At 72.8% G+C, this 25,857-nt stretch carries 25 protein-coding genes; 7 read left to right on the top strand and 18 right to left on the bottom strand.

Features of this window, described 5'->3' with window-relative positions:
* Positions 1-167 precede the first annotated feature (167 nt).
* The 4 genes from AB0761_RS33720 to AB0761_RS33705 form a co-directional block, all read right to left on the bottom strand.
* Positions 168-1,808, bottom strand: a complete 1,641-nt coding sequence (locus AB0761_RS33720; RefSeq protein ID WP_377273045.1) for a phosphodiester glycosidase family protein — start codon at positions 1,806-1,808, stop codon at positions 168-170.
* 356 nt (positions 1,809-2,164) lie between these two features.
* Entirely contained in the window at positions 2,165-3,085 is a 921-nt protein-coding gene (locus AB0761_RS33715) for an RNA polymerase sigma-70 factor (protein ID WP_377273044.1), read from the bottom strand.
* Complete coding sequence (locus tag AB0761_RS33710) at positions 3,082-4,341, bottom strand: NAD(P)/FAD-dependent oxidoreductase (RefSeq protein WP_377273043.1); 1,260 nt, start codon at positions 4,339-4,341, stop codon at positions 3,082-3,084. The genes AB0761_RS33715 and AB0761_RS33710 overlap by 4 nt, the downstream gene beginning before the upstream one ends.
* A gap of 456 nt (positions 4,342-4,797) precedes the next feature.
* Positions 4,798-5,352 (bottom strand): RNA polymerase sigma factor, encoded by a 555-nt coding sequence (locus AB0761_RS33705; RefSeq protein WP_377273042.1) that lies wholly within the window; start codon positions 5,350-5,352, stop codon positions 4,798-4,800.
* Between the two features lie 48 nt (positions 5,353-5,400).
* Between AB0761_RS33705 and AB0761_RS33700 the strand changes: the two genes are divergently transcribed.
* The 3 genes from AB0761_RS33700 to AB0761_RS33690 all read left to right on the top strand — a co-directional run bounded on the left by AB0761_RS33700 (position 5,401) and on the right by AB0761_RS33690 (position 8,008).
* Positions 5,401-6,786 (top strand): serine/threonine-protein kinase, encoded by a 1,386-nt coding sequence (locus tag AB0761_RS33700; protein ID WP_377273041.1) that lies wholly within the window; start codon positions 5,401-5,403, stop codon positions 6,784-6,786.
* A 120-nt stretch (positions 6,787-6,906) separates the two neighbouring features.
* Positions 6,907-7,707: a DUF4232 domain-containing protein gene (locus AB0761_RS33695; RefSeq protein WP_377273040.1), complete on the top strand. Its 801-nt coding sequence runs from the start codon at positions 6,907-6,909 to the stop codon at positions 7,705-7,707.
* Between the two features lie 46 nt (positions 7,708-7,753).
* The gene (locus tag AB0761_RS33690; RefSeq protein ID WP_377273039.1) at positions 7,754-8,008 is read left to right on the top strand and encodes a hypothetical protein; all 255 of its coding nucleotides are present in this window, start codon (positions 7,754-7,756) and stop codon (positions 8,006-8,008) included.
* Between the two features lie 231 nt (positions 8,009-8,239).
* Here the strand turns inward: AB0761_RS33690 and AB0761_RS33685 are convergent, their stop codons facing one another.
* Positions 8,240-9,091 carry an RNA polymerase sigma-70 factor gene (locus AB0761_RS33685; protein WP_377273038.1) on the bottom strand — a complete coding sequence of 284 codons (852 nt, stop codon included), beginning with the start codon at positions 9,089-9,091 and terminating at the stop codon, positions 8,240-8,242.
* Positions 9,088-9,666 (bottom strand): carboxymuconolactone decarboxylase family protein, encoded by a 579-nt coding sequence (locus AB0761_RS33680; RefSeq protein WP_377274467.1) that lies wholly within the window; start codon positions 9,664-9,666, stop codon positions 9,088-9,090. Before AB0761_RS33680 ends, AB0761_RS33685 begins: the two co-directional genes overlap by 4 nt.
* A 203-nt stretch (positions 9,667-9,869) precedes the next feature.
* Here AB0761_RS33680 and AB0761_RS33675 point away from each other — a divergent pair, with 203 nt between their 5' ends.
* Positions 9,870-10,235: a VOC family protein gene (locus tag AB0761_RS33675; RefSeq protein ID WP_377273037.1), complete on the top strand. Its 366-nt coding sequence runs from the start codon at positions 9,870-9,872 to the stop codon at positions 10,233-10,235.
* A gap of 224 nt (positions 10,236-10,459) precedes the next feature.
* On the opposite strand, the gene AB0761_RS33670 is transcribed toward AB0761_RS33675, so the two are convergent.
* The 9 genes from AB0761_RS33670 to AB0761_RS33630 form a co-directional block, all read right to left on the bottom strand.
* The gene (locus AB0761_RS33670; protein WP_377273036.1) at positions 10,460-10,852 is read right to left on the bottom strand and encodes a PPOX class F420-dependent oxidoreductase; all 393 of its coding nucleotides are present in this window, start codon (positions 10,850-10,852) and stop codon (positions 10,460-10,462) included.
* A 380-nt stretch (positions 10,853-11,232) separates the two neighbouring features.
* Complete coding sequence (locus tag AB0761_RS33665; RefSeq protein ID WP_377273035.1) at positions 11,233-11,586, bottom strand: VOC family protein; 354 nt, start codon at positions 11,584-11,586, stop codon at positions 11,233-11,235.
* Between the two features lie 127 nt (positions 11,587-11,713).
* Complete coding sequence (locus AB0761_RS33660; RefSeq protein WP_377273033.1) at positions 11,714-12,700, bottom strand: zinc-binding dehydrogenase; 987 nt, start codon at positions 12,698-12,700, stop codon at positions 11,714-11,716.
* A 281-nt stretch (positions 12,701-12,981) separates the two neighbouring features.
* On the bottom strand, positions 12,982-13,482 hold the full coding sequence (locus AB0761_RS33655; protein WP_377273032.1) for a hypothetical protein: 501 nt from the start codon (positions 13,480-13,482) through the stop codon (positions 12,982-12,984).
* A gap of 14 nt (positions 13,483-13,496) precedes the next feature.
* A complete protein-coding gene (locus AB0761_RS33650; RefSeq protein ID WP_377273031.1) occupies positions 13,497-13,898 on the bottom strand; it encodes a hypothetical protein in 402 nt (133 codons plus the stop codon).
* Positions 13,898-15,736, bottom strand: a complete 1,839-nt coding sequence (locus AB0761_RS33645; RefSeq protein ID WP_377273030.1) for a hypothetical protein — start codon at positions 15,734-15,736, stop codon at positions 13,898-13,900. Before AB0761_RS33645 ends, AB0761_RS33650 begins: the two co-directional genes overlap by 1 nt.
* 41 nt (positions 15,737-15,777) lie before the next feature.
* Positions 15,778-16,467: a hypothetical protein gene (locus AB0761_RS33640; RefSeq protein ID WP_377273029.1), complete on the bottom strand. Its 690-nt coding sequence runs from the start codon at positions 16,465-16,467 to the stop codon at positions 15,778-15,780.
* A gap of 89 nt (positions 16,468-16,556) precedes the next feature.
* The gene (locus AB0761_RS33635; protein ID WP_377273028.1) at positions 16,557-18,854 is read right to left on the bottom strand and encodes a WD40 repeat domain-containing protein; all 2,298 of its coding nucleotides are present in this window, start codon (positions 18,852-18,854) and stop codon (positions 16,557-16,559) included.
* Between the two features lie 64 nt (positions 18,855-18,918).
* Positions 18,919-19,557 (bottom strand): GNAT family N-acetyltransferase, encoded by a 639-nt coding sequence (locus AB0761_RS33630; RefSeq protein WP_377273027.1) that lies wholly within the window; start codon positions 19,555-19,557, stop codon positions 18,919-18,921.
* Positions 19,558-20,274: 717 nt separating this feature from the next.
* Here AB0761_RS33630 and AB0761_RS33625 point away from each other — a divergent pair.
* Positions 20,275-21,399, top strand: a complete 1,125-nt coding sequence (locus AB0761_RS33625) for an N-acetylmuramoyl-L-alanine amidase (protein ID WP_377273026.1) — start codon at positions 20,275-20,277, stop codon at positions 21,397-21,399.
* A 510-nt stretch (positions 21,400-21,909) separates the two neighbouring features.
* Here the strand turns inward: AB0761_RS33625 and AB0761_RS33620 are convergent.
* Positions 21,910-23,031 (bottom strand): FAD-dependent monooxygenase, encoded by a 1,122-nt coding sequence (locus tag AB0761_RS33620; RefSeq protein WP_377273025.1) that lies wholly within the window; start codon positions 23,029-23,031, stop codon positions 21,910-21,912.
* A gap of 91 nt (positions 23,032-23,122) precedes the next feature.
* On the opposite strand from AB0761_RS33620, the gene AB0761_RS33615 reads away from it, so the two are divergent.
* On the top strand, positions 23,123-23,725 hold the full coding sequence (locus AB0761_RS33615) for a TetR/AcrR family transcriptional regulator (RefSeq protein WP_377273024.1): 603 nt from the start codon (positions 23,123-23,125) through the stop codon (positions 23,723-23,725).
* A 375-nt stretch (positions 23,726-24,100) separates the two neighbouring features.
* Positions 24,101-24,658 (top strand): DUF3291 domain-containing protein, encoded by a 558-nt coding sequence (locus tag AB0761_RS33610; RefSeq protein ID WP_377273023.1) that lies wholly within the window; start codon positions 24,101-24,103, stop codon positions 24,656-24,658.
* 59 nt (positions 24,659-24,717) lie between these two features.
* Here the strand turns inward: AB0761_RS33610 and AB0761_RS33605 are convergent, their stop codons facing one another.
* Complete coding sequence (locus AB0761_RS33605) at positions 24,718-24,846, bottom strand: hypothetical protein (RefSeq protein ID WP_377273022.1); 129 nt, start codon at positions 24,844-24,846, stop codon at positions 24,718-24,720.
* A 77-nt stretch (positions 24,847-24,923) separates the two neighbouring features.
* Positions 24,924-25,853, bottom strand: coding sequence for an alpha/beta hydrolase (locus AB0761_RS33600; protein ID WP_377273021.1), 930 nt, complete (start codon positions 25,851-25,853; stop codon positions 24,924-24,926).
* Positions 25,854-25,857: the final 4 nt, after the last annotated feature.

Raw genomic sequence — 25,857 nt, 5'->3', positions numbered from 1 at the left:
TGCGACCGGCACCACCGGCCGGCCCGGCAATCGCGGTGCGCTCCCCCGCGACGGCCGGGCCGGACGGCACCGGCGTGGCGGCTCCGGTACCGGTGACTCCTCTGATCCGCCGGGCGGCGGCTCCCCTCGGCCGCGGAACGGTCGAGGGGAGCCGCCGCCGGTCTCTGTCAGCCTGCGTGGCGGGGCAGCACCTGGATGGTGCCGCCGACCGCGCGCTCGCCGGTCGCGTCCGAGGTGTTGTTGACCAGCACGCCGTCCACGGCCATGGCCGTGGAACCGCCGCCGTCGAGGTTGAGGGCCTCCACGGCGCCGAGAGAGCGCATGAAGGAGGCGGCCTCCTGGAGGGTGAAGCCCTCGCTGCCGCCGGCCAGGCGGCCGTCGACCGTGGCCAGGACCAGTCGGCCCCTGGCGTCGACACCGGCCATGGTGCGCGGCTGGCGGCTGTTCGCCCAGGCGTAGCCGAAGGACAGGTCCTGCGGGTCGACGACGCCCTCGGCCGCCGCGTCGATGCTGATCCGGCCGTGGCTCACCAGGGTCGGGGCGGCGCTGACGATGCTGTCGTCGCGGCCGAGCGGGACGCGCCTGCCCGCCGTGTCGCGGACGACCTCCCGCACACCGATCCGCTGCCCCGTACGGGCGTTGGCGGTCAGCCAGTCGGCGGCCGCGCCGATGCCCTGGAGCACCGAACCGTGGGCCGGGACAGCCCCACCGCGGGTGCCCACCGACACCACCCGTCCGTCGGCGTCCAGCACGACCTGGGTGCCGGGGCCGCCGGGCAGCGGCGCGCCGAACTCGGGGGTGAACAGCACCAGGTCGTCGCTGGTGCGGCAGGTGACGTCCTGCCAGGGCAGCTCGCTCGGGGTCATTCCCGGGCGTCCGCAGTCCCGGACCAGACCGGGTACCCGGTTGATACCCTGGGCCGGGTGGTCGGCGGCGCCCGCGTGCACCGTCACGGTCGTCGTCAGGTCCGCCACCCGGACATGCCGCCCGCCGTCGCCGATGATCAGGGCCGCCCGTGAGCCGGCCGCCATGGACTGCAGCTCGCCGTGGTCCGCGCTGAGGCCCGCCTGGGTCCCCTGGACACCGTCGGCGTCGGACGTCACAAAGAACCCGGCGTTGACGCCCACCAGGGAGTCCAGCTTCGCGGCGACCGACGAGGTGGTCACTCGCTGCGCGACATTGCCGTCATGGGTGCCCTCGACGGTGCCGGTGAACGTGCGCGGGTCGATGACCGCGACATGCACATTCTCCCGGTCCGCCGGCTGCTCTGCGTCGTAGCCCGTCCAGTCGACGGCGGTGTGGAAGCCCGCCGCGGTGACCGCCTGCGCCACGCTCTGGGCCTGCGCCTTGTCGGTGTACGAGCCGATCCTCACCCGCAGGCCCATCACGCCGTGCGGGGTGTCGGTGTAGTCCGGCCAGCGCACGGTCTCCACGCGCGGCTCGAATCCGCCGGAGCGCAGCCGCTCGGCGGTGGCGTCGGCCCAGGCCTGCGGCCCCACCGCGGCCCAGGCAGCGGCGCCGCTCAGCCGGCCGGTGGTCGGGGCCTGCACGGTGACCGTCCAGACCGGCACGGCAGCGGCGTTGACGATGGTGGCGCTGCGCACCTGTACGCCGGGGGCGACCGTCTGCGTGGTCCACTCGACCGCGCCCGGGGCCGCGGCGGACACCGCGGCGGCGGCAGCCGTGGAGCCGGGCGCTGCTGCCTGCGCCGTCCCGCAGACTCCGCCGGCGGAGACGACGGCGAACACCAGGGCGGCGCTCATCATGACCCGTGCCCGAGCGGCAGAGCGGGCGTCCTTCTGATCCATGGCGTCCTCACGATTCCCACGGCGATGCGGTCGCACGCGCCGAGCTCTTCCGAGCATTGCTTGCGGTTGATCAGAACCCTCGCTGGGAACGGGGCCGGTTCGCACCGGTGACGGCTCGGAGAAGAGCGGGCGAACGGCTGTGTGACCGTCCACCGACAGTCGCAGTGCATCGGATGACGGGCGCGCAGGGGACGGCGCGGTCCCGACGGTGTGTCAGGCAGCCTCCCGGCGGGCAGCGCTGCCGGGCCCCCGGTCGCCGTCCGGCTTCGCCCAGGACGCCCACCGGTACGGCAGGCCGGTCGGCGCGCCGGGCCGGCCGGCCTGACTGCGCCGGGCGAAGCATGCGGGGGCGGTGCTCACCTCGTGCCGATGTCATAGGCCGTGCCGCGGGCGACGGCCTGGAGCTTGTCCGGGTTGGCCACATTGTGGATGGCGGTGATACGGCCGTCGGCGTCGAAGTCGAAGGCGACGGTGGCGATCACGCGCCCCTGTCCGCGGAACACCATGCCCGGCGCGCCGTTGATGTCCAGCAGTTCGGCGTGCATCTCGGCGGGCTCGACGCCCTGGTAGGTGACGGTGCCGATGGCAGCGAACCAGGCGGCCACCGTGGCGGCGCCCACGACCGGGCGCAGTGCCTGGCGGACCTTGCCGCCGCCGTCGGTCCACAGGGTGACGTCCGGGGACAGCAGTTCCATCAGGGCGTTGACGTCACCGCCGGTAGCGGCGCTGAGGAACCGCTCGGTGGCCTCGCGCTGCCGCGCCCGGCCCGTGGCGAAGCGCGGCCGCCGGGCCCGGACGTGCTCGCGGGCGCGGTGTGCGGCCTGCCGCACCGCGGCCTCGGAACGCTCCACCGCCTCGGCGATCTCGGCGTGGCTGAAGTCGAAGACCTCCTTCAGCACGAACACCGCGCGTTCGAGCGGGCTGAGCGTCTCCAGCACCACCAGCATGGCCATCGACACCGACTCGGCGTCCGTGACCGGCTCGGAGGCGTCCCCGCCGGTGAGGATGGGCTCCGGCAGCCACGGGCCGACGTAGGTCTCCCGCTTGTGCCGGGCGGAGCGCAACCGCTCGAGCGCCAGGTTCGAGACGATGCGCGTCAGATATGCCCTGGGGTCGGCCACCTGTGTGCGGTCCGCGGCGGACCACTTGATCCAGGCGTCCTGGACGGTGTCCTCGGCGTCGGCGGCGGTGCCGAGGACACGGTACGCCACGGAGAACAGCAGCCGTCGGTGCTCCTGGAAGACCTGCTGGCCGGGGTGGGCGGTCACGCCGGTCACCTGGCCCCCCGGACCCGGGTGAAGCGGCCCCCGCGGGGCCAGAACGCGCCCGAGGCGGGCATCTTCTTCATACGGCCGTAGGTCGGCCAGGGCGAGGCGGTCACCGTCTCCTTGTACCGGACGGCCGTACGCCCGGTCAGGCAGATCCGGCGCGGGCTGTCGTCGGGACGTGTGAACTGCACCACCGCGTCACCGCGTCCCAGGCTCACCGGCGTGTGGTAGTAGCCGAAGCGGAACGGCTTGGGCTGTCTGCCCCTGATGACCCGGTCGATCGACAGGGCGGCGTGCACCCCGGTCGGCATGCCGCCCTGGCAGGTCCCGTGCATCACGCCGTACCCCTGGCGGATCGCGGCCGCGTCTCCGATCGCGTACACCTCCGGGTGGGACACCGACCGCAGTGCGGCGTCGGTGAGGATGCGTCCCTGCTCGTCGACGGCCAGCCCGGCGGCGGCCGCCAGCGGCGACACCCGGGTGCCGCTCGTCCACAGGACGGCGTCGGCCGCGATCCGCTCCCCGTCGGCCAACTCCACCGCGTCGGGCAGCTCCACCGCGTCGGGCAGCTCCACCGCGTCGGCCAGCTCCACCGCGTCGGGCAGCACCTTCACCACCTCGACGCCGGCACGCACCCGCACACCCAGCCGGTCGAGCGCTGCCTGCAGATACGCCTTCGCCCTCGGGTTCATGGCCGCACCGGGCTCCTGTCTGCCCAGCAGCACCACGCTCAGCCGCGGGTACCGCTCGGCGATCTCCGCGGCCGCCTCGACTCCGGTGAGCCCGCTGCCCGCGACCACCACCGTGCCGCCGCCGAGCTGCGCCAGCCGGGCGGCCAGCAGTTCGGCGTCCTGGGCGCTGCCGAGGGTGTACGCATGGTCCTCGGCCCCGGGTGTCGCGGAGGTCCCGGCGACACCGCCCAGTCCGTACACCAGCGTGTCGTAGTGCAGCACCCGGTCGTCGTCGATCCGCACGCTCTTCGCGTCCGCGTCCACCGCCGTCACCCAGCCGCGGACGAACTGCACGCCCGTGCCCTCCAGCAGTTCCGGGATGCTCAGTTCGGCGAGCCGCTGCCCGGTCGCCGTCATATGCAGCCGCATCCGCTCGGTGAAGCGCTCCTGCGCGTTCACCACGGTCACCCGAACCCCCTCGCGGCGCTTCATCCGTGCCGCCAGCTGGACGGCCGCGGCCATCCCCGCGTATCCCGCCCCCAGGATCACCACGCGGTGCGTGGTCGCCGTGCCGGTCCTCTGCCCTGCGCTCATCGTTCCGTCCTCCTCGGATCGCCTGCTGACGCCCACCAGATGGGTGCGGGAGGTCCGGACGTGACATGGGCCGGATGTGATGCGCGACACAGGCGGCTGTCGCCGGGTGACGCGGCCGAGGTGCGGGTTCGTCGGGGCGGCGGACGAAGGCCGGAGCCCCGCGGTCGTCCACGGGGGCCCCGGCGCCGTCAGTGGTGGAACAGCCTGAGACCGGTGCGTACCAGCGTGATCCGGTGCTCCCGGCAGGCCTCCTCGACCTCGTCGGACCTGATGGACCCGCCCGGCTCGGCGATGTACCGGACACCGTGGCGGTGGGCGTGGTCGATGTTGTCGCGGAACGGCAGGGCACCGTCGGAGACAAAGGCGACACCCGTGAGGCGTTGCCGCCGCTGTTCACGCTGATCGGAGGTCAGCGCGTCGGCCGGGGTGGACAGCGCCAGCGCCAGGCGCCGCGGGTCAGGCCGTCGTCTCCTCCAGCCACCGCCGGACTTCCCTGCGGGCCTTGTGCAGGCGCGACTTCACCGTGCCCAGCGGGATCCCCATGCGCTCCGCGATCTCGCCGTAGTCCATCTGGCAGATGTCCCGGTACACCAGCGGCGCGACCAGTTCGGGGCTGGCGCTCTCCAGCCGTTCCAGGGCCTCCAGCAGATCGATGCTGGTACCCGCGATCACGCTGGTCCGGCGCGGGTCGGTCACATCGGTCTCCTCCATGAGCAGCGGCTGCTCGGCACGCCGCCGCTTGAGCTCCCGGTACTTCTGGCGGGAGCAGTTGGCGACCACCGTGTACAGCCAGGTGCTGAAGCGGCTGCGGCCCTCGAAGGTGCCGATCCTCCGGGCGACCTGGAGCAGGACGTCCTGGGCCGCCTCCTCGGCGTCCTCCCGGTGGGGGAGGAAGCGGCCGCAGCGGCGTACGACCTCCGGTCGGATGCGCCCCAGCAGAAGGTCCAGGGCCACGGGGTCGCCGGCTGCCGCTCGCGCCGCGAGCTCCTCGGTCTCCTGCGCGGGCGTCACGGGTGTCCTCCTCCTTGGCCGACCGGGTGGTCGGTGCATGATAGGCACATGCCCCCACCCGAGCGGATAGGCCGCTATCGGCTTGGGCGTCCGCTCGGATCCGGGGCGTTCGCCATGGTGTGGCTTGCCCATGACGACTCCTTGGAAGCACCGGTCGCGGTCAAGGTCATGGCCGAGAACTGGGCCTACCGCCTCGACCTGCGCGAGCGCTTCCTGGCCGAGGCCCGGCTGCTGCGCAGGGCGGCGTCCAGCCGTCTGGTGCAGGTCTTCGACATCGGCGAACTGGAGGACGAGCGGCCGTACTTCGTCATGGAGTACGCCGACAAGGGAACCCTGGACGATCTCCTCGCCCAGGGGCAGCCACCCCTCCGGGAGTCGCTGCGTCTGACGGCGGAGGCCGCCCGGGGGGCCGCGGCCCTGCACCAGGCCGGCATCGTGCACCGGGACATCAAGCCGTCCAACGTCCTGCTCAGCAGTGTGCAGGGCGGGCACGACCGGGTCCTCGTGGCGGACCTCGGCCTGGCCAAGACGCTCGCGCACGCCTCCGGTCTGACCATGGTCGCCGGGTCGGCCGGCTACATGGCTCCCGAACAGGCCCGGCCGGACGGCGGCATCGATGTGCGGGCCGATGTGTACAGCCTGGGAGCGCTGCTGTACCGCCTGGTCACCGGGGTGGTCCCCGGCCCGCCGGGCAAGGTCGTACGGCCCGGCCGGCTCTGCCCCGACCTGCCGGCCGATGTGCAGCGGACGATCCTGCGCGCGCTGGAACCGGACCGGGAACGGCGCTGGCCGAGCGCGTCACGTCTCGCCGCCGAACTGGACTCGCTCGCCGACCGGTTGGCCGACCAGCAGTCCGGCAGGCCGCCCCGGCGGCCTCGGCGTGCCACGGTGACGGCGCTCGCCGCCGCGGTCGTGGCGGCGGCCGGCGTGGGCCTCGCCGCCACGCTCACCACCACGCCCAGGACCGCCGTGACGACGGCCGTGAGCGATGTCACCCACCGGATCACGGTGAAGGTGCCCGGGCAGTGGAGCCGCCAGCTGATCGACGGCGGATGGAGTCCCAAGACCCTCGGCCTCCCCGACGCCCATGAGCCCGCCCTTGTCGTCGCGAACAACGTGAGGAACTGGCAGGACCTGGGCACCGGGGTCGACGGCGTGTTCGTCGGCCTGAGCGAACAGGGCGACCTCGCCGGACGGGTCGGACTCATCCGCCACAGCAGCTGCCGCTACCAGGGCAGTCACCAGTACAGCGGGGCCGGGTGGAGCGGCCTGGTGCGCCACTGGACCGGCTGCGGCACCACCAAGGGCTCCGTCGACGAGATCAGCCTCAGCCCGGTCGGCGGCCCGCAGCCGCAGGTCTACGTCCAGGTCCGGCAGGACGGCGGCGCCGGTATCACCGATCGGATCCTCGCCGGTCTGAAGATCGTCCGATGAAGTGCGGCGAGTCGAGAACTTCTGGCGCCGATTGTGCATCCCAGCAGATAGGAGAGGACACAAGCTCCACAGCACGGCGTCGGCTGCGCGCTCGGTCGCAGATGCCGCCACCGCGCGATCGTGAACGAGGAGAGTGACGCGGACGTGGCGATCCATCAGCCCACCCAGAAGGGGCGACACCACAGGAGGGCCGCCGAGTGCGCGCGCCGCACGGGCCCGGGCGGGTTCCCGCTGCTCGTCGGCGGAGCCGTGCTGATCGCCGTGCTGAGCGGCTGCGGGAGCGGCGTCAGCGGCAGCAGCGGAGGCGTGACAGGAACTCCGCAGACGCTCCCCGGGTCGGCCGGCCCGGCGAGCGGCGACCCGACGACACCCGCGACCACACCGGCCGCGGCCACGCCGACGGCGTCGGCGGACACCCCGGAAAGCGCACCCCCGGCATCGGCCGGCACACCGGCCTCCACCGCGGGCAGCAGCACCGGGGGCACCAATGCGGGGGGCAGCAGCCGGTGCCACACGGGGGACCTGCGGGCTTCCATCGGCAGCAACGACCCGGGCGCGGGCCAGGAGAACTTCCCGATCGTGCTCACCAACCGGTCGAGCCGCACCTGCACCGTCTACGGGTTCCCGGGCGTTGCCTTCGTCAACAGCGCCGGGGAGCAGGTGACCGTGGATCCGGAGCGTTCCACGGGGCAGCAGAAGCAGCGGGTGACGCTGGCTCCGGGGCAGAGCGCATGGTCCCCCATGTCCTTCGCCAATCCCGGGATCACCGGGGTGACCACGGTGACGCCCGCCGCGGTGCTGATCACGCCCCCCGACGAGACCACGTCGCTCAGGGTGCGCTGGACCGGGGGCGAGGTCTCCAACACCGGCAAGGCGTCCGTTCCGCGGCTGGGGCCCTTCCAGCCCGGCAGCGGCGTCTGAGCCGAGGACCCGGCGTGGCTCCGAGCACCTCCGGCGCATCGGCCCGGTGCCGATCGCCATGGTGCTGAACGCCGGGATGCTTCGGACGTTCCGGTACATCGACGCTGCGGCCTCCAGGCTCGGCGTCGAGGGGCACCAGATCCATGAGCAGGACGGCGCGCGGCTTCCCTGCTCGGAGATCGGAGCCTCGACGTACCGGGGCACCACGGGCCTGACCGTGTCCGTTCCGCGCGAGGGGCGGCGGTCCCTGCACGGAACGGACACGGTCGGGCTGGATCAGGACGGCGGCGACACGAAGTGACCGGCCCGACCCGGGTCCGGCTCCCGGCGGAGCGGCTGACGGCCTCGCGCAGTGCGCCGGCGTCGGCGTCGGCGTCGGCGTCGGCGTCACTGCCGGTGTCAGCGTCGGCGTCGGCGTCGGCGTCACTGTCGCTGTCACTGTCCTGCGGCGGTACGCCACGGTGTGCGGCTGCCGGTGTTCCGGGCACCTCGCACCGCCCGGAACACCGACGACGCCGGAGCAGCAGCGGGCCTACCTGGCGAGTTGGGCCGGTTCCTCCAGCCGCGTCAGCTTCTGCGGATTGGCGATCGCGTGGATACGGGTGACCCGCCCGTCCTCCACCACGAGGCTCACCGCTGCCCGCTGCCCGTCGACCTCGATCCGGCCCGCAAGCGCGCCGTTGAGCCACACGGCCGACACCACCCGGTCCGGGTGGGCCAGCATCCTCGCCACCAGTCCGGCTCCGTGGATCGGAACCCGGGCTGCGGCCGCCAGCCCGCCGCCGTCGGCGATCAGGACCACATCCGGCGCCATGACCTCCATCAGCTCCTGCACCCGTCCGGTCCGCAGCGCGGCCAGGAACCGCTCCACCACGGCCTGCTGCTCCGACCGGCTCACCCGCATCCGCGGCCGCCGGGCGGCCACATGCTCCCGTGCCCGCCGCGCGATCTGCCGCACCGCGGCCGCGGACTTCCCGACGGCCTCGGCGATCTCCCCGTACGGCGTGTCGAAGACCTCACGCAGCACGAACACCGCCCGCTCCGTCGGGCCGAGCGTTTCCAGCACGGTCAGCATCGCGATCGAGACGCTGTCGGCGAGTTCGATGTCCTCGGCGACATCGGGGCTGGTCAGCAGTGGTTCCGGCAGCCACTGGCCCACATAGTCCTCACGGCGGCGCGACAGCGCCCGCAGGCGGTTGAGCGCCTGCCGTGTGACGACCCGGACGAGATACGCCCTCGGGTCGCTCACCTGCGCCCGGTCCACATCGGCCCACCGCAGCCAGGACTCCTGCAGGACGTCCTCCGCGTCGGCCGCCGACCCGAGCATCTCGTAGGCCACCGTGAACAGCAGTCGGCGATGGACGACGAACGGGTCCTCGGTCATACCGCCGACGCCACGCCGGACGTCGCAGGACGCGTGGCCAGGGGGATCTCGCAGGCGTCGGAGTAGCCCTGGGAGGTGATCCCATGCGCGGTGTTGCACCTGGCCGCCATGTTGGCGAAGCCGATGAACACGGTGAGTTCGACCAGCGCCGCCGGGCCGAGCCGGTCGAGCAGACTCTTCGAGAGCTCGTCGGTGACGGTCGGCGGTGTGCTGGTCATGGCCTCGGCGTACTCGAGAACGTCGCGCTCCAGCGGCGTGAACACCTCCGAGTCCCGCCAGCGCGGCACCTGGCTCGCCTTGGCCAGGTCCAGGTTCTGGTTCAGCGCCTGGAAGTAGTTGATGTCGAGGCACCAGCTGCAGCCGACCTGTGCCGCGACAGCCATGTGCGCGAACGTCTTGAGGCTCGCATCGGCGGCGTCCCACGTGCCCACCTTGGCCGAGAACTCCTGGTTGGCCTCGGCGAGGCGGGGGTTGTGCCACAGCACCTCGACGGGCTCGGGGACGGAACCGAGCTGCTCGACCATGATGTCGCGGAGCTCGGTGGGAAGCTCCGCCTTGGGAATGCGCAGTGCCACGGTGTCCTCCTGGTAGGTCTGCCTGTTCGCCATGAAGACACCGCCCGGCCCAGGCGTGTGACACCCGGGACGAGGGGCGGTGGGGAACCGGGTGTCCCACCGGGACCCCGCCCCGCACGCCGCAGCCGGAAGTGGAGCAGCGGTACAGGGTGCACAGGCGGCTGATCAGGGCGTTGTCGGTGGGTGGGGGTACCGTGCGGGCCATGGACCCGGTACGGATCACGACCGCATTCATCCCCGTCGCGGACCCGGCGGCCGCCGCACGCTGGTACAGCCGCAGTCTCGGCCTCCACATCCACTCCGTGGACGAGTGGAGTGCCGTTCTCGGCCCGGGGGCGGATGCCGCCTCGACGTCGCTGACCCTGCTCGGACCGGCCAGCGGCATCCAGGCCGAGCCCGGGTTGGCCTGGGCGACATGCAACTTCGCCGTGGCCGACCTGGTCCGAGTGCGAGCAGAGCTGGAGAGTCAGGGCTTCGAGCCGAGTGCGATCACCGGAGCACCCGAGATCTGCCGCTTCTTCACCCTCCAGGACCCGGACGGCAACACCCTGCTGCTGACCGACCGGTAGGGCCCCCGGCACCCCAGCCCCCACAGTCATGCGTCAAGGGTTACGAGCAGCGCGGTCGCTCTTCCGGGCATCCCGGTCCTGAGGGCGGCGGGCAGCCGCGCTCCGCTCACCTACGGCATGCCGCGGCAAAGGGCCGCAGCATGCCGTACGGAGATCAGCCGCAAGGATCCTGACCGGGCGTCAGGATCGTGCTTGCAGCAGGACGCCCAGGCAGGAATGCTCCATCAGCCCGTGCTGCTGACCGCCTCGGGCGCGATGACAAAGATCACGCGGACCTGGTCACGGCCGCCGTACCAGGGGTAGGGCCCACCGAGGTACTTCTGGGCCAGCTTCTCGACGTGCTCGACCGCGCCCTCGGTGGTGACTTCCAGGACCTTTCCGCGCACCTGGAAGTAGCGCGAGGGATTGTCCGGGTGGGAGACGGTGAGGGCCACCCGCGGATCCCGCTGGATGTTCCGCGTCTTCACATGGCTCTGCACACTGTTGATCAGCACATGCTCGCGGTCGGTGTCGACCCATGTCTGGGTCAGCTGCGGCGAACCGTCCGCCATCGAGGTGGCGAGGTAGCAGGTGCTCGGCTGGCTCAGCAGCGACAGCAGTTCCTGGGGCAGTTGCACGTGGTTCTCCGGCCGGTCGGGTGCCGCGCGGTGTCCGCCCGCTCAGCGTGGTCGTTGCGCAGCATACGGGTATCCGCAGCACCCGCTGACGGGCGGCGCCCGGGCCCCTCTCGGTGGCACCGCGCGACGGTGACGCCAAGCGCTGCAAACAGCATCCGGGCTGATCGTGGAGCTGCCACGGCGGCCATCCTGGCCACCGTGGCAGCTCCACGATCAGCAGCCCTTCGATCGCGTCACCTTAGGATTCGCCGCCTGACGCAGCCGACCCTTCAGGCTCCGCGGCCGCCGGAGGACCGGGATGCGCTCGCAACCAGGCGAACCCCGCCTTCAGCTACAGCGGCTCCGGCCCGGTCTCCTGCTCCACGGGTGCCCAGGAGTTCCTACGAACGCCTCTGGCCGAGGATGCAGAATTCATTACCTTCGGGGTCTGCCAGCACAACCCACGACTGGTCGCCCTGGCCGATGTCGACACGCTGTGCGCCGTGGGCGACAAGGCGAGCCACCTCGGCGTCCTGGTCATCCGGCCTGAAGTCGAGATGCAGTCGGCTCTTGGCCTTCTTGCTCTCCTCGATCCGGACGAAGTCCAGCCCCGGCAGGCGATCCGGCGCCGGACGGATCTCGAACTCGTCGTCGGAGGAGTGGACCACGACCCAGCCAAGAGCCTCGGCCCACCATTGCCCCAAGGCCACCGGATCAACCGAGTGAACGATTACCTGTTCCCATTCCAAGGTCATTTGGCGATCCTAGCCCCCGTCAGGACTTTGAATGCGGGCGATCTCCCTGCCGTACAAGGTTCGACGGCCCGCACCGGCCGCTGGGTCGCACCAGGCAGCCCCCAGGGGATGCCGGGCCCGGGGGTGGTCAGGGGATGAGCACGGTCTTTCCGACGGTGGCGCGTGCAGTGATCGCCGCATGCGCGCCCGCGGCCTCGGCCAGCGGGAAACGCCGGCCGACGAGCGGGTGGAGTCGGCCTCGCGCCGCCAGAGCCAACGCCTCCCGGGTCTGGCGCAGCTGCACCTCGGGGCTGCGGTTGCCGGTCGGCGGACCGACGTAGGACGCCACGGTGATGCCGCGCTCGGCGACGGCGGCCGGGTCCGGCCGAGTGACGCTCCCGCTGGAGGCACCGAAGACGACGAACCGTCCGCCCGGAGCCAGCAACTCGAAGGCATTCCGGCCGGTCTCCCCGCCCACGCCGTCCAGGACCACGGTCACGCCCTCGGGAGCCGCCCGCCGAACCTGTTCGGGCCAGTCCGGCTCGGTGTAGTCGATGGCCGCGTCCGCGCCCAGCTCCCTCACCAGTTTCCGTTTCTCCTCGCCGCCGGCCAGGCCGATCAGCAGCTCGGCGCCGGCAGCACGGGCCAGTTGCAGCACCAGCGATCCGACCGCCCCGGCGGCCGACTCCACCAGTACCCTGTCCCCTTCGCCGATCCCGGCGGTCTCCACCAGTGCGACGGCCGTCCGGCCCGTACCCAGCAGGGACACCGCCTCGGCGCTTCCCAGCGTCTCGGGCAGCAGATGGACGCCCTCCACCGCGAGCACCGCCCGCTCGGCATACCCGCCGCCGGTACCGGTCTGGCCGGCCACCCGTCTCCCGATCAGCGCCCGGTCCACCCCCTCCCCGACCGCGCCGACCACCCCGGCCACCTCCCGCCCGGGAGTCCACGGCAATGTCCGCGGCACGACCGGCGACCCCTGCAGTCCCCCGGTGACGATCTGCGTCTCCACAAACTGGATCCCGGCGGCTTCGACCTCCACCACGATCTCGCCGGGCCCGGCCACGGGTTCCGGCATCTCCTCCAGCCGAAGCTGCTCCGGGCTGCCGAGCTCTCGCACCACGATCGCGCGCATGACGGATGTCCTCCCCAACGTCGACCAGACCGCCTCCGACGCTAGTCGGTGACCGTGGCCCGCTGCCTCGGGCCGCGGTCCCACCGTCACTCCGCCTTTGGCCCCATGACGTCCGTAGTCCCCGTGGTTCGGTGTCCGCAGGCCGGGAAGGAGCGTGCGACCGCCCATCCTCGGTAGGGACGCGAGCCCATGGTGAGTCCGGGTATGGCGGCCCTCGCGGTGGGCCCGGGTTCCGCCGTCCCTCCGGGTGCGGGCCCCGATGGGGCCCGCACCCGTGGTGGTCACTGCCGGGGCAGCGGGTGGGAGCGCAGCGGCGCGGCAGAGTCGCAGACCTCCTCGATCACGGCGAGCTGCTCCTGGGCCGGGGGTCCGCCGTCCCCGGGCATTCCGAGGTAGCGCAGCGTCTGGTGCATCAGGACCGCGTCCTCGTGCCCCAGGTCCCACCGCCGCTGGTCGGCCGACGGCGGATCGGCGGTGTCGCTGAGAGTGATCCGCTCGCCATGGCCCTCCGCGTGCACCATCCGTACGGTGACATGGAGTTGGTCGCCGAAGCGCGGCAGGGCCAGGCCGGTGTTGACATGGCGGTCCAGTGCGTTCTGCACGCGCGTCCGAAGCTCCGTCAGCCGGGCGGGGCCCACGCCCTCCGCATCCGCCAGACGCGCCGTCTCCATCGGCTCCTCGACCCCACGCACGGCCATCATCGGCTCCGCGGCTTCGAGCCGGTACTCGGCGGCGGCACGTGGCTCGGACGCCGCGACTTCGCTCCGGAGGTCCTCTTCCATGACGTCTCCTCAGTTCAGTCGCGATCGCGGGTCGGCAAGGGGGCGCCCTCGGCGGGTGCCGCGCCTCCGGGCTGCGGTGACCCGCCGGCGGCCGTACGGTCGAAGGCGCCCGAGGCCGCCATCCGGGCCAGGGCGGTGCGCAGGAAGGGGCTGGGCACCGCGTAGCCCTCCTCCTGCCGCAGCGGCGCGGGTTCGCCGGGGGGACGGCCGGACGACGGTGTCTCCGCGCCGTCCGTGTCGGGGATCCCCCGGCGGGCGGCGACCGACCTGGAGCGGGCAAGGTGGTCGTGCTCGCCGGCGTCGTCCGCAGCCGGGGCGTCACTGCGGCCTTCACCCGGGGCCGAGGCCGGGGCCGCCGGCTCGCCCGAGGGCTGCTCCGCCTCGTCGCCGAGAACCGCGGAGCGCAGCTGCATCATCAGGTCGTCTCCCGCGCCGTCCTCGCCGGTCGCGGCGGGTTCGGCGGGGCGGGGCGCGCCGGAGCGCCTTCCGGGTGCTCCTGGTCGGACGTGGTCCTGGCTGCGTCCAGCCAGCGGCGGCGCATCCGCTGCCAGTGCCGGTCGCCGGCCGGGGCCTGGGCGGCCCGGCCGGTGACGCCGGAGTCGGCCATCGGCTCCTCCTCGTCCTCGAAGCCCTCGGCGCCGAGCGTGGTGGGCCGTACATAGCGGCGTCCGCCGCGCGCCCCGCCGCCGCGCGCACCCCCGCCGCCTCCGAGGCCGCCGGGGTGGGCGCCCCCGGAGCCGCCCGCGGCGGAGCCGGTGGACGCGGTCCTGGACGCCGTCGAGCCACGGCCGGCGGAGCCCGCGGCGGCGCCTTCCTCCGCCGCGGCCCCGGACACGCCCGACGCTGCCCGGCGGGATCCCAGGGCCGCCTCGCCGGTGGCGCTGCCGAGGCCTGCCGCCCGGCCGCTGCCGCCGAACGCGGCGCCGCCGCCGAGCCTTCCGGCACGCCCGGCCGCCGACCCTCCGAAGCCCCCGCCGCGCGCGGTGAGGCCGCGGCCGGCGGCGGAGGAGCCGAACGGGGACGAGCCGAGCCTGCTGCCGGAGGGCAGCCGGGACGCGGTCGTCCCGTAGCCGCCCGATGTGCCGGTGAGGGATCCTCCGGGGTATCCCCCGAGGGATCCACCGGAGGACGGTCCCGCCAGATCGAAGGGCAGCCCGGCGCTTCCTCCGCCGCCCTGGGGCGACCACGGTGTCAGCCCGGAACCGCCGGTCGGGGACCCTGAGCCCGCATAGCCTCCGCCGCCCGTGCCGAGGTCGCCGAGGCCGGCGAGGTGCAGTCCCTGGGAGCCGGAGGAGGTGTCGAAGACGTGCGCGCCGCCCCCGACCCCCCCGCCGGAGCCACCGATTCCGCCGGCGCCGCCGAGAGCTGACGAGCCGTCGGCACCCGTCGGCAGGGAGAAGGGCTGGAGACCGTCGACGGTGCTGCCGGCGCCGTCCTGGCCGCCGTTCCAGGAGGCAGCCCCGGGTACGTTCGCTCCGTACGCGCCGGCGCCGTCGCTCCCGGCTGCGCCCTGGTCCGGCGCGTCGGGGTCGAATGCGCCCGGGGCCGACGGATCGGCCTGGGACAGGGGGGCGGTCATCGGGGAGTCCGCCCCGTCGACCGCTCCCGGGGAGCGCAGGTCGGCGGGGACGACGGTGCCGTCGGGCAGGGTGGCCGAGGTGGGGGCGGTGCCGGAAGGGGCTCCGGCAGCGTGCCTGAGGGTTGCGGCCTGTCCCGCGCCGTCCATCCGGTCCAGGTGCGTCGAGCTCTGACGCAGCATCGAGTCGATGCTGCCCGAGGCCTCGTCGATATAGCTGTGGTAGGTGTCGGCGGCCTGCTTGACGCCTTCGGACCTGGCGACGTCGTCGTGCTTCCCGGCGGGATGCGTGGCGATGTAGTCCTTGGCGTACTTGAGTTCGCGGGTCATCTCCGTCTTGGTCTGGGTGACCGCGTGGCTTGCTCCCTGGAGGGAGTCCTCGACGGCGAGTCCGGCGTCGAGGGTGGTGCCGACGTGGGAGTCCTCGCGAATGGCGTACTTGCGCAGGTACTCCTCGTACTGGTCGGCTGCGTCGCCGCTCATGTTCTGCCGGGCCTGGGCCACACCGGTGAGGATGGTCCTGGTGTGGGCGGCGGCGGCACTGTTCCAGGTCTTCCAGGCCTCGCTGAGTTCTGCGAGGGCGTCCTCGTCACCGTTGGGCCAGGTGATGCCCGCGCCGTGCTCGTTGCTCTGGACGATCTTGAGCACTTCGGCGAGGTCGGGCGGAAGCTCGATCACGTGGTTCACTCTCTCGACGGGCGGTGGTCGGGGCGCGGAGCTCAGAGCATGCGGTGGCTGCCGCCGCCTCCGACGGGGGGCCGTTCGATGTCGCCGTGGCCCGGGCGGTCGTTGTAGTCGAGGTCCGGTTGGTCGGGGTCGTGGTAGCCGGGCTGCTGCAGATCCGCCGGCACGCCCTGCTGCACCGGTTCCAGCGGCTGCACGGGTTCCAGTGGTTGCAGCGGCTGCAGCGGTTCCAGTGGTTGCAGCGGCTGGACGGGCAGCGGCGCGTCGGTCACCACGGTCCCGATCCGCGGCCTGGGCAGCACCGGCGTCTCGGCCTGCTCCGGGGCGAGGAGGGGCTGGGCGGCGATCCGCGGGGAGGCCACGGCGAGGGGCTGTTCGGTTCCCTCGTCGAGGATCCGGCGCAGCTGGGCCGCCGTCTCCGCGTCGTTCTCCGCGTGCCGGTCACACATCAGGACCAGGTTGTCGGCGAGTTGCGAGGAGTTGTCCAGGTACTGGCGGATGCCCTGGAGCACCCGCTGCTGGTGCTGGGCGAGTCCGCCGACTCCGGACCCCTGCCCCTGGAGGGCCATACCCAGCGGGTCGGTGCCGTAGTGGGCACCGGTCACCCGCTGCACGGCCGCCTCCAGGGTGCGGGTGGCGAGGTCGAGGTCGTCGACGGCGCGTCGGATGCCCACGGCGGCCACGCGGACCTCGGTGGTGTCGATCTCGAAGGATGGGCTGCTCAACTCTGCTCCCCCTCATCGTCAGGCGAGTGGCCCCGGGGCTTGCGGGATCTCCCCCTCCGCACACCCCGGGAACGTCGGAACGGCTTGGACTACAACGTTGTCAGGCCGCCGACGCCGGCCACCTGCAACTCTTCGTCGCCGAAGGAGACCGCCAGCGGCACGCTCCCCACCGCGACCTCGTTCAGCACCACACCGCCGGACAGGTGCCACAGCCGCAGGGTGCCCCCGGCGTCGCCGACGGCCGCCAGCGGCTCGCCGTCCAAATCGCGGCAGACGAGGCTGCGCACGGCCGGTCCGCCGCCGCCGAGGGTCGCCACTCGGCGTCCGTCGGCGACGTCCCAGAGCACCACGGAGCCGTCGTCGGCCCCGGCGACGACCGCGGTGCGGTCGCCCAGGGCTGCGAAGGCCAGTGCCCCGGCGGGGGCGGTGAGCCCATGGAGCACCGGTCCGGCAAGGCCGCTGAGGCCGTGCCAGAGCCGGACGGCGCGGTCCGCCCCCGCTGTGGCGATCAGCGCATGGCCGCCGGCCTCCCCGGCGGCGACGGCGGTCACACCGCCGTTGTGCGCCGGGAGCCGCAGCAGCGGCCTTCCGTCCAGCGGGTCCCAGGTGCGCACGGTGCCGTCCTGGCTGCCCGAGACCAGCACCCCGGAGGGGGCGAGGCAGAGGGCGGTGACCGGGCCGGTGTGCGGGCTGGGGACGGTGAGCGGCGCGCCGTCCCGCAGACGGTGGCAGCGCACCGTCCCGGAGGCGGTGCCGCAGACCAGCACGGGTTCGTCGGCGCCGGTGGCGACGGCGACCGAGGTGACCGGTCCGCCGTCCGCCGCCGTCCGGTGGAGCAGCGTGCCCTCGGCGAGGTCCCAGACCCGCACTGTGCCGTCACCGTGTCCGGCGACCAGTACCGGGGTGCCGTCCAGGTCCGCGGTCGCCAGCGCGGCGACCGGTCCCGTCGGCGCGGGCCCTTCCGGGGCGTCCGCGAGCAGGCCGAGTCCGGTGCCGCTCTCGGGGTCCCAGAGCCGGACGAGGCCTTCCTCGTCGCCGGTCGCCAGTACCGGGGAGCCGTTGAGCACCGCGGTGGCGACGGCCGTCAGCCAGCCGCTGCGGGCGGCCCAGCCGTGCAGTGCCCTGCCCTCGTGGACGTCCCAGGTGCGCACGGTGCCGTCGAGGGCGCAGGAGGCGAGCACCGGCCTGCCGTCGCGGTCTAGGAAGGCGAGGCCGGTCACGGTGGCGGCGTGTCCGGCGAGCACGGCGACGGGACGGCCGGTCGCCAGGTCCCAGAGGCGTATGGCGTGGTCGGCGCCCCCGGAGGCCAGGACCGCCTGGTTGCCGAGGCTGAGCACCGCGAGGGCGGTGACCCGCTCGGTGTGGCCGACCAGCAGGTGCAGCTGGTCGCCGCGGGCGACGTCCCACACCCGGACCACGCCGTCCTCCCCGGCGGCGGCCAGCAGGTGCAGGTCGGCGCAGTGGGCGTAGCAGAGGGCCGAGGTCCCGGGGCGGGAGGCCTGCAGTGTGCCCAGGGGGCGTGCGTCGTCGGCGCGCCAGGCGCGGACGTCGCCGCTGCGGCCGCCCGCGAAGACGAGGGGCACGCCCTGCACCACGCCGGCCGAGACGGTCTGGGGGCCGGTGCCGGGTCCGGTGCCGCTGAGTACGGCGCCGCTGGCGGCGTCCCAGATCTTCACCGCGCCGCGGTGGTCACCGGCGGCGAAGAGTTCGCGGCCCTCGGCGGTGCCCAGGGTGACCGACTCCGCCACCAGGGCGGTGTCGGGACCGGAGGAGCCGAGGAGCTCCTGGCTCTGCGCGGCGTACAGGCCGAAGCCCTTGCCCTCCTCCGCCAGCGCATAGGCGGGTCTGCCCTGCACGGTGCCGAATGCGGCCGCGGCACGCGGTTCGGGCTGCTGGGGCGCCGCCGCCTCGCCGTAGTGGACGCCGAGGTCGGCGCCGATGCCGTCCGGCTCCTCGTCCTGCTGGAACGCGACGGCGGGCAGCGGTCCGCGGCCCGTGGGCGAGAGGACCTGGTCGACCAGTGACTCCAGCAGCCGGAGCGCGGCGCGGGGCGGCGCCTCCGTGCCGTTGCCCCATGCGGCGTCACCGGAGGGGAGCAGGCCGTGGACGCTCAGCCGCAGGCCGGCCCGGTCCTGGGCGGCGGCTGCGTGCTCGTCGGGCTCGGTCGTGCCCAGCAGGGAGACCAGCCTGCCCACGACCACGGGGTCGATGCGGCCGGATCTGCTCAGTGGGCCTACGACGGTCTGCCGCTGTGCCCAGAAGGGGCCGTCAGGGGCGATGTAGAGCTCGGTCCGGCTGTCGGGCCGCCCGCTGTCCCCCATGCTCAGGCGGATGCCAGGGGTCTGGGCGTTCCCGGCCGGGACGCGTGGGTTGTCGGTGTCCGGCATGAGTCCTCTCCGGCGGGTGCAACGTGAGTCGGTACGTCATGTGCAAAACAAGCTAGCTGGCTGCTCACCGGCACAGTTCGCCGGGGGTCAGCGAGGCGTACACGGCGTCATGCAGCCGGTGGGTACGCGAGCTGCGGAAGAGGGCGGGCCTGAAGCCCGCCCGGCGGAAGCCGATTGCGGCGCCCACCACTTGGACCGCCATGTTGTCGGCTGCCGCATAGGCGTCGATCCGCTGGAGCCGCAGGGTCTCGAAGCCGAACCGGCAGACCAGTCGCAGGCCGGCGGTGGCGGTACGCATCCGGCGCGCCTCCGGGAGCAGCCAGATGGAGGCCTCCGCGGCACCCTCGCCGGGTCTGAAGTCCACCAGCTGCGCCGATCCGATCGCGGTGCCGTCGGGGCGGGCCAGGGTGAAGCAGGCCGCCCGGTCCTGCTGCCACAACCGGGGCGCCACATCCTCGATCCACTGCTCCGCGGAGGCCCGGTCCACATACGGGACGACCGCCTGCATGAACTCCCGGACCACCGGGTCGCGGCTTCCCGCCACCAGGGTCTCTGCATCACGGAGTTCCGGACGGCGCAGCACCACGTCCCCCTCGGCGAACGGCGGCACGTCGTCCAGGGAGCTGGGCAGCCGCATCCCGCCGGCCTCCCCGGGCGCCGTCTCCGGGCGGCCGGGAGGGGAGGGGCACGTGCGCTGGTGCAAGGAAGGACTCCACGACAGGTCGGGCAGCACCGTGCTCGGACGCGCCGCCCCCGACGCCGCCCTGCGGTGCGGAGCGGCCGGACTTCGCGCACATTATCAGCTCATCCGATCATATTGATGAACTCTCAGTTCATCCCGGAAAGTTCCTGTTGACCGGATACGCGATGAGCACCCTCGCGCACCGGTGCCGCACGGGATGCCGGAGCCGGCCGAACCGTGAGGCCGCGCCCGTGGAGGAGGCCGCCGGGGTCCGTCACCTCGCAGGAGGCCGACGGCCGCGGGTCTGGTCCCGGTGGACACCGTCGGCCTCCAGCGGCGGCACGCCGTGTGCACGGGTCGTCACAGCGGCCCTGGCCAACCCGCGGCCCTCACCCGGCTTGGCGCCGTACTCGCGGCGGCGGCCTTCGGGTACGCGACAGCGCGGGTCTCCACCGCGACGGGTGGCCGAGGCGGGCTGCCGCGGTGCGTGGGGACAGGTGGCGGGTCGGTGGCGGCCAAGTCACCGAAGTGATGGCCCGTCAGACGACGACTGCTTGCGACAGGACCGCTGCGGCGGCGAACCGTCCGGCCGGCCCGGCCGGCGGACGCGGCCCCATGGGTGACGAGCTCTTTGAAATGTTCGGTACAGGCCCTGGATTGGCCCACCCCATGTCACTTATTCTCGCCGTGTCGTCAGCCGACGAAAAAAACTTCCGAAACCTGGGGGTCCTCATGGCCATGCCGGAGCACGAGGTCGACCGCCGTACGTTGTTCAGGATCGGTATGGGAGGGGCGGTCGCCGCAGTGGTCGGCACCCAGTTGGCCTTCCCCGCGGCGGCGGAGGCCGCGCCCTCGGCGGAGTTCCCCTGGATCATCGACTGCGACAGCTGGGGCGCCAGGCCGCCGGTGGGCGCGATCCAGATCACCGGCAACACCACCAACAAGATCATCCTGCATCACATGGCGTTCCCCAACGTCACCGACTACTCACGCGAGCACGCCCTCCAACTGGCCAGGGACTGCCAGGACCTGCACATGGACACCAACGGATGGGCCGACACCGGCCAGCACTTCACGGTGAGCCGAGGCGGCTACGTCCTGGAGGGCCGCCACCGCAGCCTGGAGACCCTGGAGGTCGGGGAGCACCAGGTGGTCTCCGCGCACTGTCCGGGCGAGAACGGCAATGCGATCGGCATCGAGAACGAGGGCACCTACATCACCGAGACCCCTCCGGACGCCCTCCTCGACTCCCTGGTGCGGCTCTGCACCACCGTCTGCACCCAGTTCCGCCTCAACGCCTGGGACATCTTCGGCCACTGGGACTTCCGCGAGACCGACTGCCCCGGCATCGCCTTCTACGCCGAGTTCCCGATGGTCCGCTCGCGCGTGCTGAAGGCCCTGGGCACGCCGCACAGCGCGATACCGGACCGCCGTTGGCCGGACATCTGGCGCTTCGTCGGCGGTCCGGTGGTCAAGGTCGCCCAGTATCTGCTGGCCGACCTCGGATACGACCTGACGCCCGACGGTGTCTTCGGCACCGACATGAACCCGATCGTGGGCGACTTCCAGGCACGCAACGGCATCCCGGTGGACCCGGACTGCACCTTCGACCGCGCCACCTGGGAGGCGCTCGTCCCCACCCTCGGCAAGGACGCCGTCGGGCTGCCCGTCCAGGCCGTCCAGGAGATGCTGATCCGCAAGGGCCACACCGATGTCGTCCAGACGGGCAGCTACGACCACGCCACCATGAAGGCCGTCCAGGACCTGCAGCGCCTGCACGGCCTCGTCCCCAACGGCAAGGTCGACGTGGACACCTGGTGTGCCGTCGTGGGTGGCGTGGTGCGCTCGGCCTTCCGTAACTGACCCGCGCGAGCGGCGCGGCGCCGGGTGGGGTGCCCTCGTGGTGGGGGGCACCCCCCATGCCCCCGCTGTCGGGCGCCCGCCGTACCGACCCTGCCGCTCCACGGGGCGACCGGGCGTAAGGCCAGGGTCCGGCGCCTCACCGGTTTCCGCAGGCTGCCTCACCGGGGATCGTTATCGGCCGCGCGACTGTTGTCTGCCCGCCTCGCGTCGCCGGCGGTCCAGCGCCCCCCCGAACGCTGCGGATCTCGGGGTGGTCGGCGCCCAGCACCCGCTCCTTGCCGGTCGGCGGTCGCTCGTGGTCCTCGAAGGCTCCGGCCGCATCCCCTAGCGTCCACGGCAGGTGGGCCCGGAAGTGCCGGGTGTGAGGAGTGTCGGGATGGTCTTCGCCCAGTTCCTGCACCTGCTCCGCCGGCTGCCGCCCGACCTCGTCCCGCTCTGCCTGCAGCTCCAGCCGGAGCCTCTTCCGGCCGAGGGTGGACGACGTGTCCGCGAGGCGCTGCGGGGCCGCGGTCAGCTGCCCGCGGGCCAGCACCGGGCGGCGAGGTTGCGGGCGGTGAGGCCGATCCGCGTCTGGGGCACGAGCAGGGCCGCGGCCCACCTGACGCCACGCTGCTTCGGCGTCACCCGTGCGCGGTGGGCGGCCTCGTAGCGGCTGAAGGCGGTGACGTGGTCGTCCGGGTGCTCGGCGAGCGCCTCGGCCAGGGTGTGCGCACCGGCGATGGCGAGGCTGGAACCGTCCCCCAGCAGGGAGACACAGGACGCGGCGTCGCCGAGCAGCGCCGTACGGCCCCGCGACCAGCCGGGAGGATCCACGACGCTGACGGCGTCGAAGTAGAGGTCCTGGGTGTCACGCAGCCGGTCGAGCAACTGGGGAACGCGCCAGCCGAGGTGGGTGTAGGACTCGGTGACGATCTGCTTGTGCAGTTCGGTGTCGTGGTGGTCGAAGGCCGTGATGTCCGGCCTGCGGAAGATGAAGGCGACCAGGGCGCTGTCCCGGGACGGGTGTATGGAGATCATCCGGCCCGGGGTGTTGTGGATGAGCACCTCCGTCGGGTGGTCCACGGGCTCCCCGAGCGGCATGGTGGCGACGTGGAGGCCGGTGGGCCGAACGAAGTCGCCTTCAGGGCCGAAGGCCAGCCGCCGCACTGCGGAGTGCAGGCCGTCCGCGGCGATCACCAGGTCGAACCGGCGTGGCGCGGCATGCTCGAACGTCACGTCCACGCCGTGATCGTCCTGATGCAGTGCGGTGATGCTGTCGTGGAAGAGGAACTCGGCATCGTCGCGAGCCGCTCGGTGGAGCACCGCGGCCAGGTCGCCACGGGGTATCTCGACCTCCCGCCGTTGCGCGCCGTCCCGGGCCGCGGGCATGCGCAGCCGGGCGACCTCGCGTCCTGAGGCGTTCAGCAGCTTCATCGTGGTGGTCGAGGTGGCGGCGGCACGCAGCTGCGGCAGGACGCCCATCGCGTCGACGACCGGCAGTGCCGGACCGCGGACGTCGACCGGGTTGCCGCTGGAGCGCAGGGACTGGGCCTTCTCCACCACCGTAGGACGGAATCCGTGACGGGCGAGCCAGTAGGCGAGGGTCGGACCGGCCACGCCGGCTCCGGAGATGAGAACACTGCGGGAAGTCATGCGCCGACCATATCTGCACTCAATGCAGATTCGCAACGAACGCAAGTACGCACTCGATGCATAGCTGCGGTGGGTGCGATAGAATCCGGCCATGTCTCTCCGTGACCGCAAGCGCGCCCGAACCCGCCAGGCCCTGATCGACGCGGCGACGGAACTGTTCGGGCGCCAGGGCTACGACGAGACCACCGTCGCGGACATCGCCGCCGCAGCCGAGATCGGCACCCGCACGTTCTTCAGCTACTTCGCCAGCAAGGAGGAGCTGCTCTTCCCGGACTCCGACGCCCGAGTCCAGGCCGTCGCCGATGCCATCGCCACGCGCACTCCGGACGAAGGCCCCGCCGAGGTCCTGCTGCGCGCACTGAGCACCGTGCCGGACACCGGCGACGACATGGTCAGCCCGCTCGCCGCGCTGCGCCTGAGGATGATGCGCTCCGTCCCCGCCGTGCGCGGCCGCGCCATGCAGGTCCAGCTCGACGCCCAACGGGAGATCGCCCGCCGGCTGGCCGACGCATACCCGGACCGGCTCGACCCGGTGGCCGCGGCGGCACTCACCGGCGCATTCATCGGCGCCATCACCGGCGCGCTCCAAGCCATCCTGGACGACCTGGACGACCTGGATCAGCCCTCCGGCCCCGCCGCCCTGCACACCGCCGTCCGCACCGCGACCGATGTCGCCCTCGCCCCCTGGCGGTGACGGCCGCTCGGCGCACGCACTCGCCGAGTCCGGCGGCCGGGCGGCACCGGGTCGCCCCGCCGGTCAGAAGTGGATCACTGGCACTCCGCAGCCCGCCCCGCCCGTCATCGCCCCAGCCCTCGCAATGACCGGCGCAAGAGGCCACTTGGACAGAGAAAGCGCAACTTCGACACGGCCCGCGGAAGCAGCTACCTTCACCTGGTCTTCGGCGATCGCCCACGGTGGCACGGGAGTTCCTTCAGGCTGAGCCACCCGCGACGGGATGAGTCGGTCACGCCCCACGAATCCTCGCCCCCATGCGTGAGCCACCGAACCGGGTCCAGGCCAGCCACCGAACCGGGTCCAGGCCAGGCAGCCCCAACCAGGGAGAGACGCATGCCCCATCTTGCGCTGTACACATTCGGCGTCCTGACGTCACCTCTCGCCGATCCCGCCCCTCTCACGCGCGAGTTCTACGACATCGGCGAGGCCGTCTACCAGAAGATCAGCCGGCACCCCGGGTACCTCGCTCGCGCTGAAGCGGCAGACGGTGACCGGGGCATGCTCTTCGAGGCCGACTGGGGGGCATGGGGAGAGTTCGCCGTACCGGCCTGGTACAGCAAGGGCCGTACGGTGGAAACCACCGCCCTGGCCGCGACCCTCTCACTCTGGACCGACCTGCGCCCCGCCTTCGACGCCGTCTACACCGGTCTGCACCGTGAGGCGCTGAACAGGCGTTATGACTGGTTCGAGAGGACAGAACACCCGAATTACGTGGGCTGGTGGGTCTCCGACGACGTGATACCCACCTGGCAGGACGGGGTTTCCAGGCTGGAACACCTCCACGACCACGGCTCCGCGCCGCACGCCTTCACCTTCCACCACTCGTTCGCCCCGGACGGAACTCCGACCAGGATCAAAGGCATCGGGCCGACGAGCGACCAGGTTCGCTGACAAGGTGTCCGCCGGCAGGCGGACGTGCCCGGACTATCCGTTACGACATGGAGTGGGTCCTAGCCGGAGAGCTTGAGACCTGCGGCGATCACGCTGTTCATGCTCTGGCCGGCCATGCCCCCGCTCGGCATTGCTTCGTTCGCACGAATGTCGTCGACGTCGGCGAGAACCGCTAACTCGGTGCCCATCGTGATGCCCTCCCTGGGGCTCCCCACCGCAGGCCGGGAACGTCGCCGACCTCACATGGAGGCCACCGGGGCCGGAGTCAGCGGGCCGGTGCGAAACGGTCGGCGCCAGGGAGCCCGGCGCCCAGGTGGGCGGTGAGGAAGCGGGCGGCGCGGTCGAGTGCGGCGTCCGCCTCGTCGAGGCGGCCGTAGTGATGCTGGAAGACGTGGGGGAGGCCGGGACCGGTTTCGAGCGTGACCTCGACGTCGTCGGCGGCCGCACGGGCGGCCAGCCGGACCGCGTCGTCCAGCAGCACTTCGTTCGCTCCGACCTGCACGAGCAGCGGGGGCAGTCCGGTGAGGGCGGCGAACACCGGGCTGGCCAGGGGATGGGCCCGGTCGCCTGCGCCGACGTAGAGATCGGCGTAGGCGCGCATGTCGGCCTCGGTGAAGATGGGGTCGGCGTCCTCCTTGGAACGGATGCTCTCTCCGGCAAGGGTGAGGTCGACCCAGGGGGAGAAGAGGACCACGGCGGCCGGCTGCGGCAGCCCGGCCTCCCGGGCCGCGAGCAGCGTGGCGATGCTCAAGCCGCCACCGGCGGAGTCACCGGCCATGACGAGATCCTGCGGGTCGGTACCCGTCGCCAGCAGCTCGCGATAGGCCGCGAGCCCGTCGTCGACGGCCGCGGGGAAGGGGTGCTCGGGCGCCAGCCGGTAATCCACCGACGTCGCTCGCAGCCCGGCGCGGCGGGCCAGTTCACCGACCAGCCCTGCATGGGTGTCCGGTGAGCCGACGACATAGCCGCCGCCGTGCAGGTAGAGCAGCCGGCCACGGCCGTGGACTTCGGCCGGCTCCAGCTCCAGGGCCGGCCGGCCGCCCAGGACGGCGCTGCGGGTGACCACATCCTCCGGAGCGGGGCGGGTGAGGGCCGCGGTGAAGCCGCTGCGCTGCTCCTCGGGAGTGGGCTGCGTCTCGCTGCGAGGGGCGGAGCGGAGCATGGCGTCCAGAGCGTCGCGCTGCTGTCGGGACATGTGG

It is taken from the genome of Peterkaempfera podocarpi (assembly GCF_042466665.1).
GTDB classification, from domain to species: domain Bacteria; phylum Actinomycetota; class Actinomycetes; order Streptomycetales; family Streptomycetaceae; genus Peterkaempfera; species Peterkaempfera podocarpi.
This window is presented reverse-complemented; position numbering and strand designations above follow the sequence as displayed.

What these genes read in the sequence shown, in the direction of transcription:
- AB0761_RS33685 (WP_377273038.1), bottom strand. Translation starts at nt 9,091, where the DNA reads ATGACCGAGGACCCGTTCGTCGTCCATCGCCGACTGCTGTTCACGGTG.
- AB0761_RS33610 (WP_377273023.1), top strand. Translation starts at nt 24,101, where the DNA reads ATGCCCCATCTTGCGCTGTACACATTCGGCGTCCTGACGTCACCTCTC.
- AB0761_RS33650 (WP_377273031.1), bottom strand. Translation starts at nt 13,898, where the DNA reads ATGATGCAGCTGCGCTCCGCGGTTCTCGGCGACGAGGCGGAGCAGCCC.
- AB0761_RS33660 (WP_377273033.1), bottom strand. Translation starts at nt 12,700, where the DNA reads ATGCGCGCGATCGTGGTGCGAGAGCTCGGCAGCCCGGAGCAGCTTCGG.
- AB0761_RS33605 (WP_377273022.1), bottom strand. Translation starts at nt 24,846, where the DNA reads ATGGGCACCGAGTTAGCGGTTCTCGCCGACGTCGACGACATTCGTGCG.
- AB0761_RS33720 (WP_377273045.1), bottom strand. Translation starts at nt 1,808, where the DNA reads ATGGATCAGAAGGACGCCCGCTCTGCCGCTCGGGCACGGGTCATGATG.
- AB0761_RS33635 (WP_377273028.1), bottom strand. Translation starts at nt 18,854, where the DNA reads ATGCCGGACACCGACAACCCACGCGTCCCGGCCGGGAACGCCCAGACC.
- AB0761_RS33665 (WP_377273035.1), bottom strand. Translation starts at nt 11,586, where the DNA reads ATGACCTTGGAATGGGAACAGGTAATCGTTCACTCGGTTGATCCGGTG.
- AB0761_RS33620 (WP_377273025.1), bottom strand. Translation starts at nt 23,031, where the DNA reads ATGACTTCCCGCAGTGTTCTCATCTCCGGAGCCGGCGTGGCCGGTCCG.
- AB0761_RS33655 (WP_377273032.1), bottom strand. Translation starts at nt 13,482, where the DNA reads ATGGAAGAGGACCTCCGGAGCGAAGTCGCGGCGTCCGAGCCACGTGCC.
- AB0761_RS33675 (WP_377273037.1), top strand. Translation starts at nt 9,870, where the DNA reads ATGGACCCGGTACGGATCACGACCGCATTCATCCCCGTCGCGGACCCG.
- AB0761_RS33710 (WP_377273043.1), bottom strand. Translation starts at nt 4,341, where the DNA reads ATGAGCGCAGGGCAGAGGACCGGCACGGCGACCACGCACCGCGTGGTG.
- AB0761_RS33600 (WP_377273021.1), bottom strand. Translation starts at nt 25,853, where the DNA reads ATGTCCCGACAGCAGCGCGACGCTCTGGACGCCATGCTCCGCTCCGCC.
- AB0761_RS33700 (WP_377273041.1), top strand. Translation starts at nt 5,401, where the DNA reads ATGCCCCCACCCGAGCGGATAGGCCGCTATCGGCTTGGGCGTCCGCTC.
- AB0761_RS33625 (WP_377273026.1), top strand. Translation starts at nt 20,275, where the DNA reads ATGCCGGAGCACGAGGTCGACCGCCGTACGTTGTTCAGGATCGGTATG.
- AB0761_RS33615 (WP_377273024.1), top strand. Translation starts at nt 23,123, where the DNA reads ATGTCTCTCCGTGACCGCAAGCGCGCCCGAACCCGCCAGGCCCTGATC.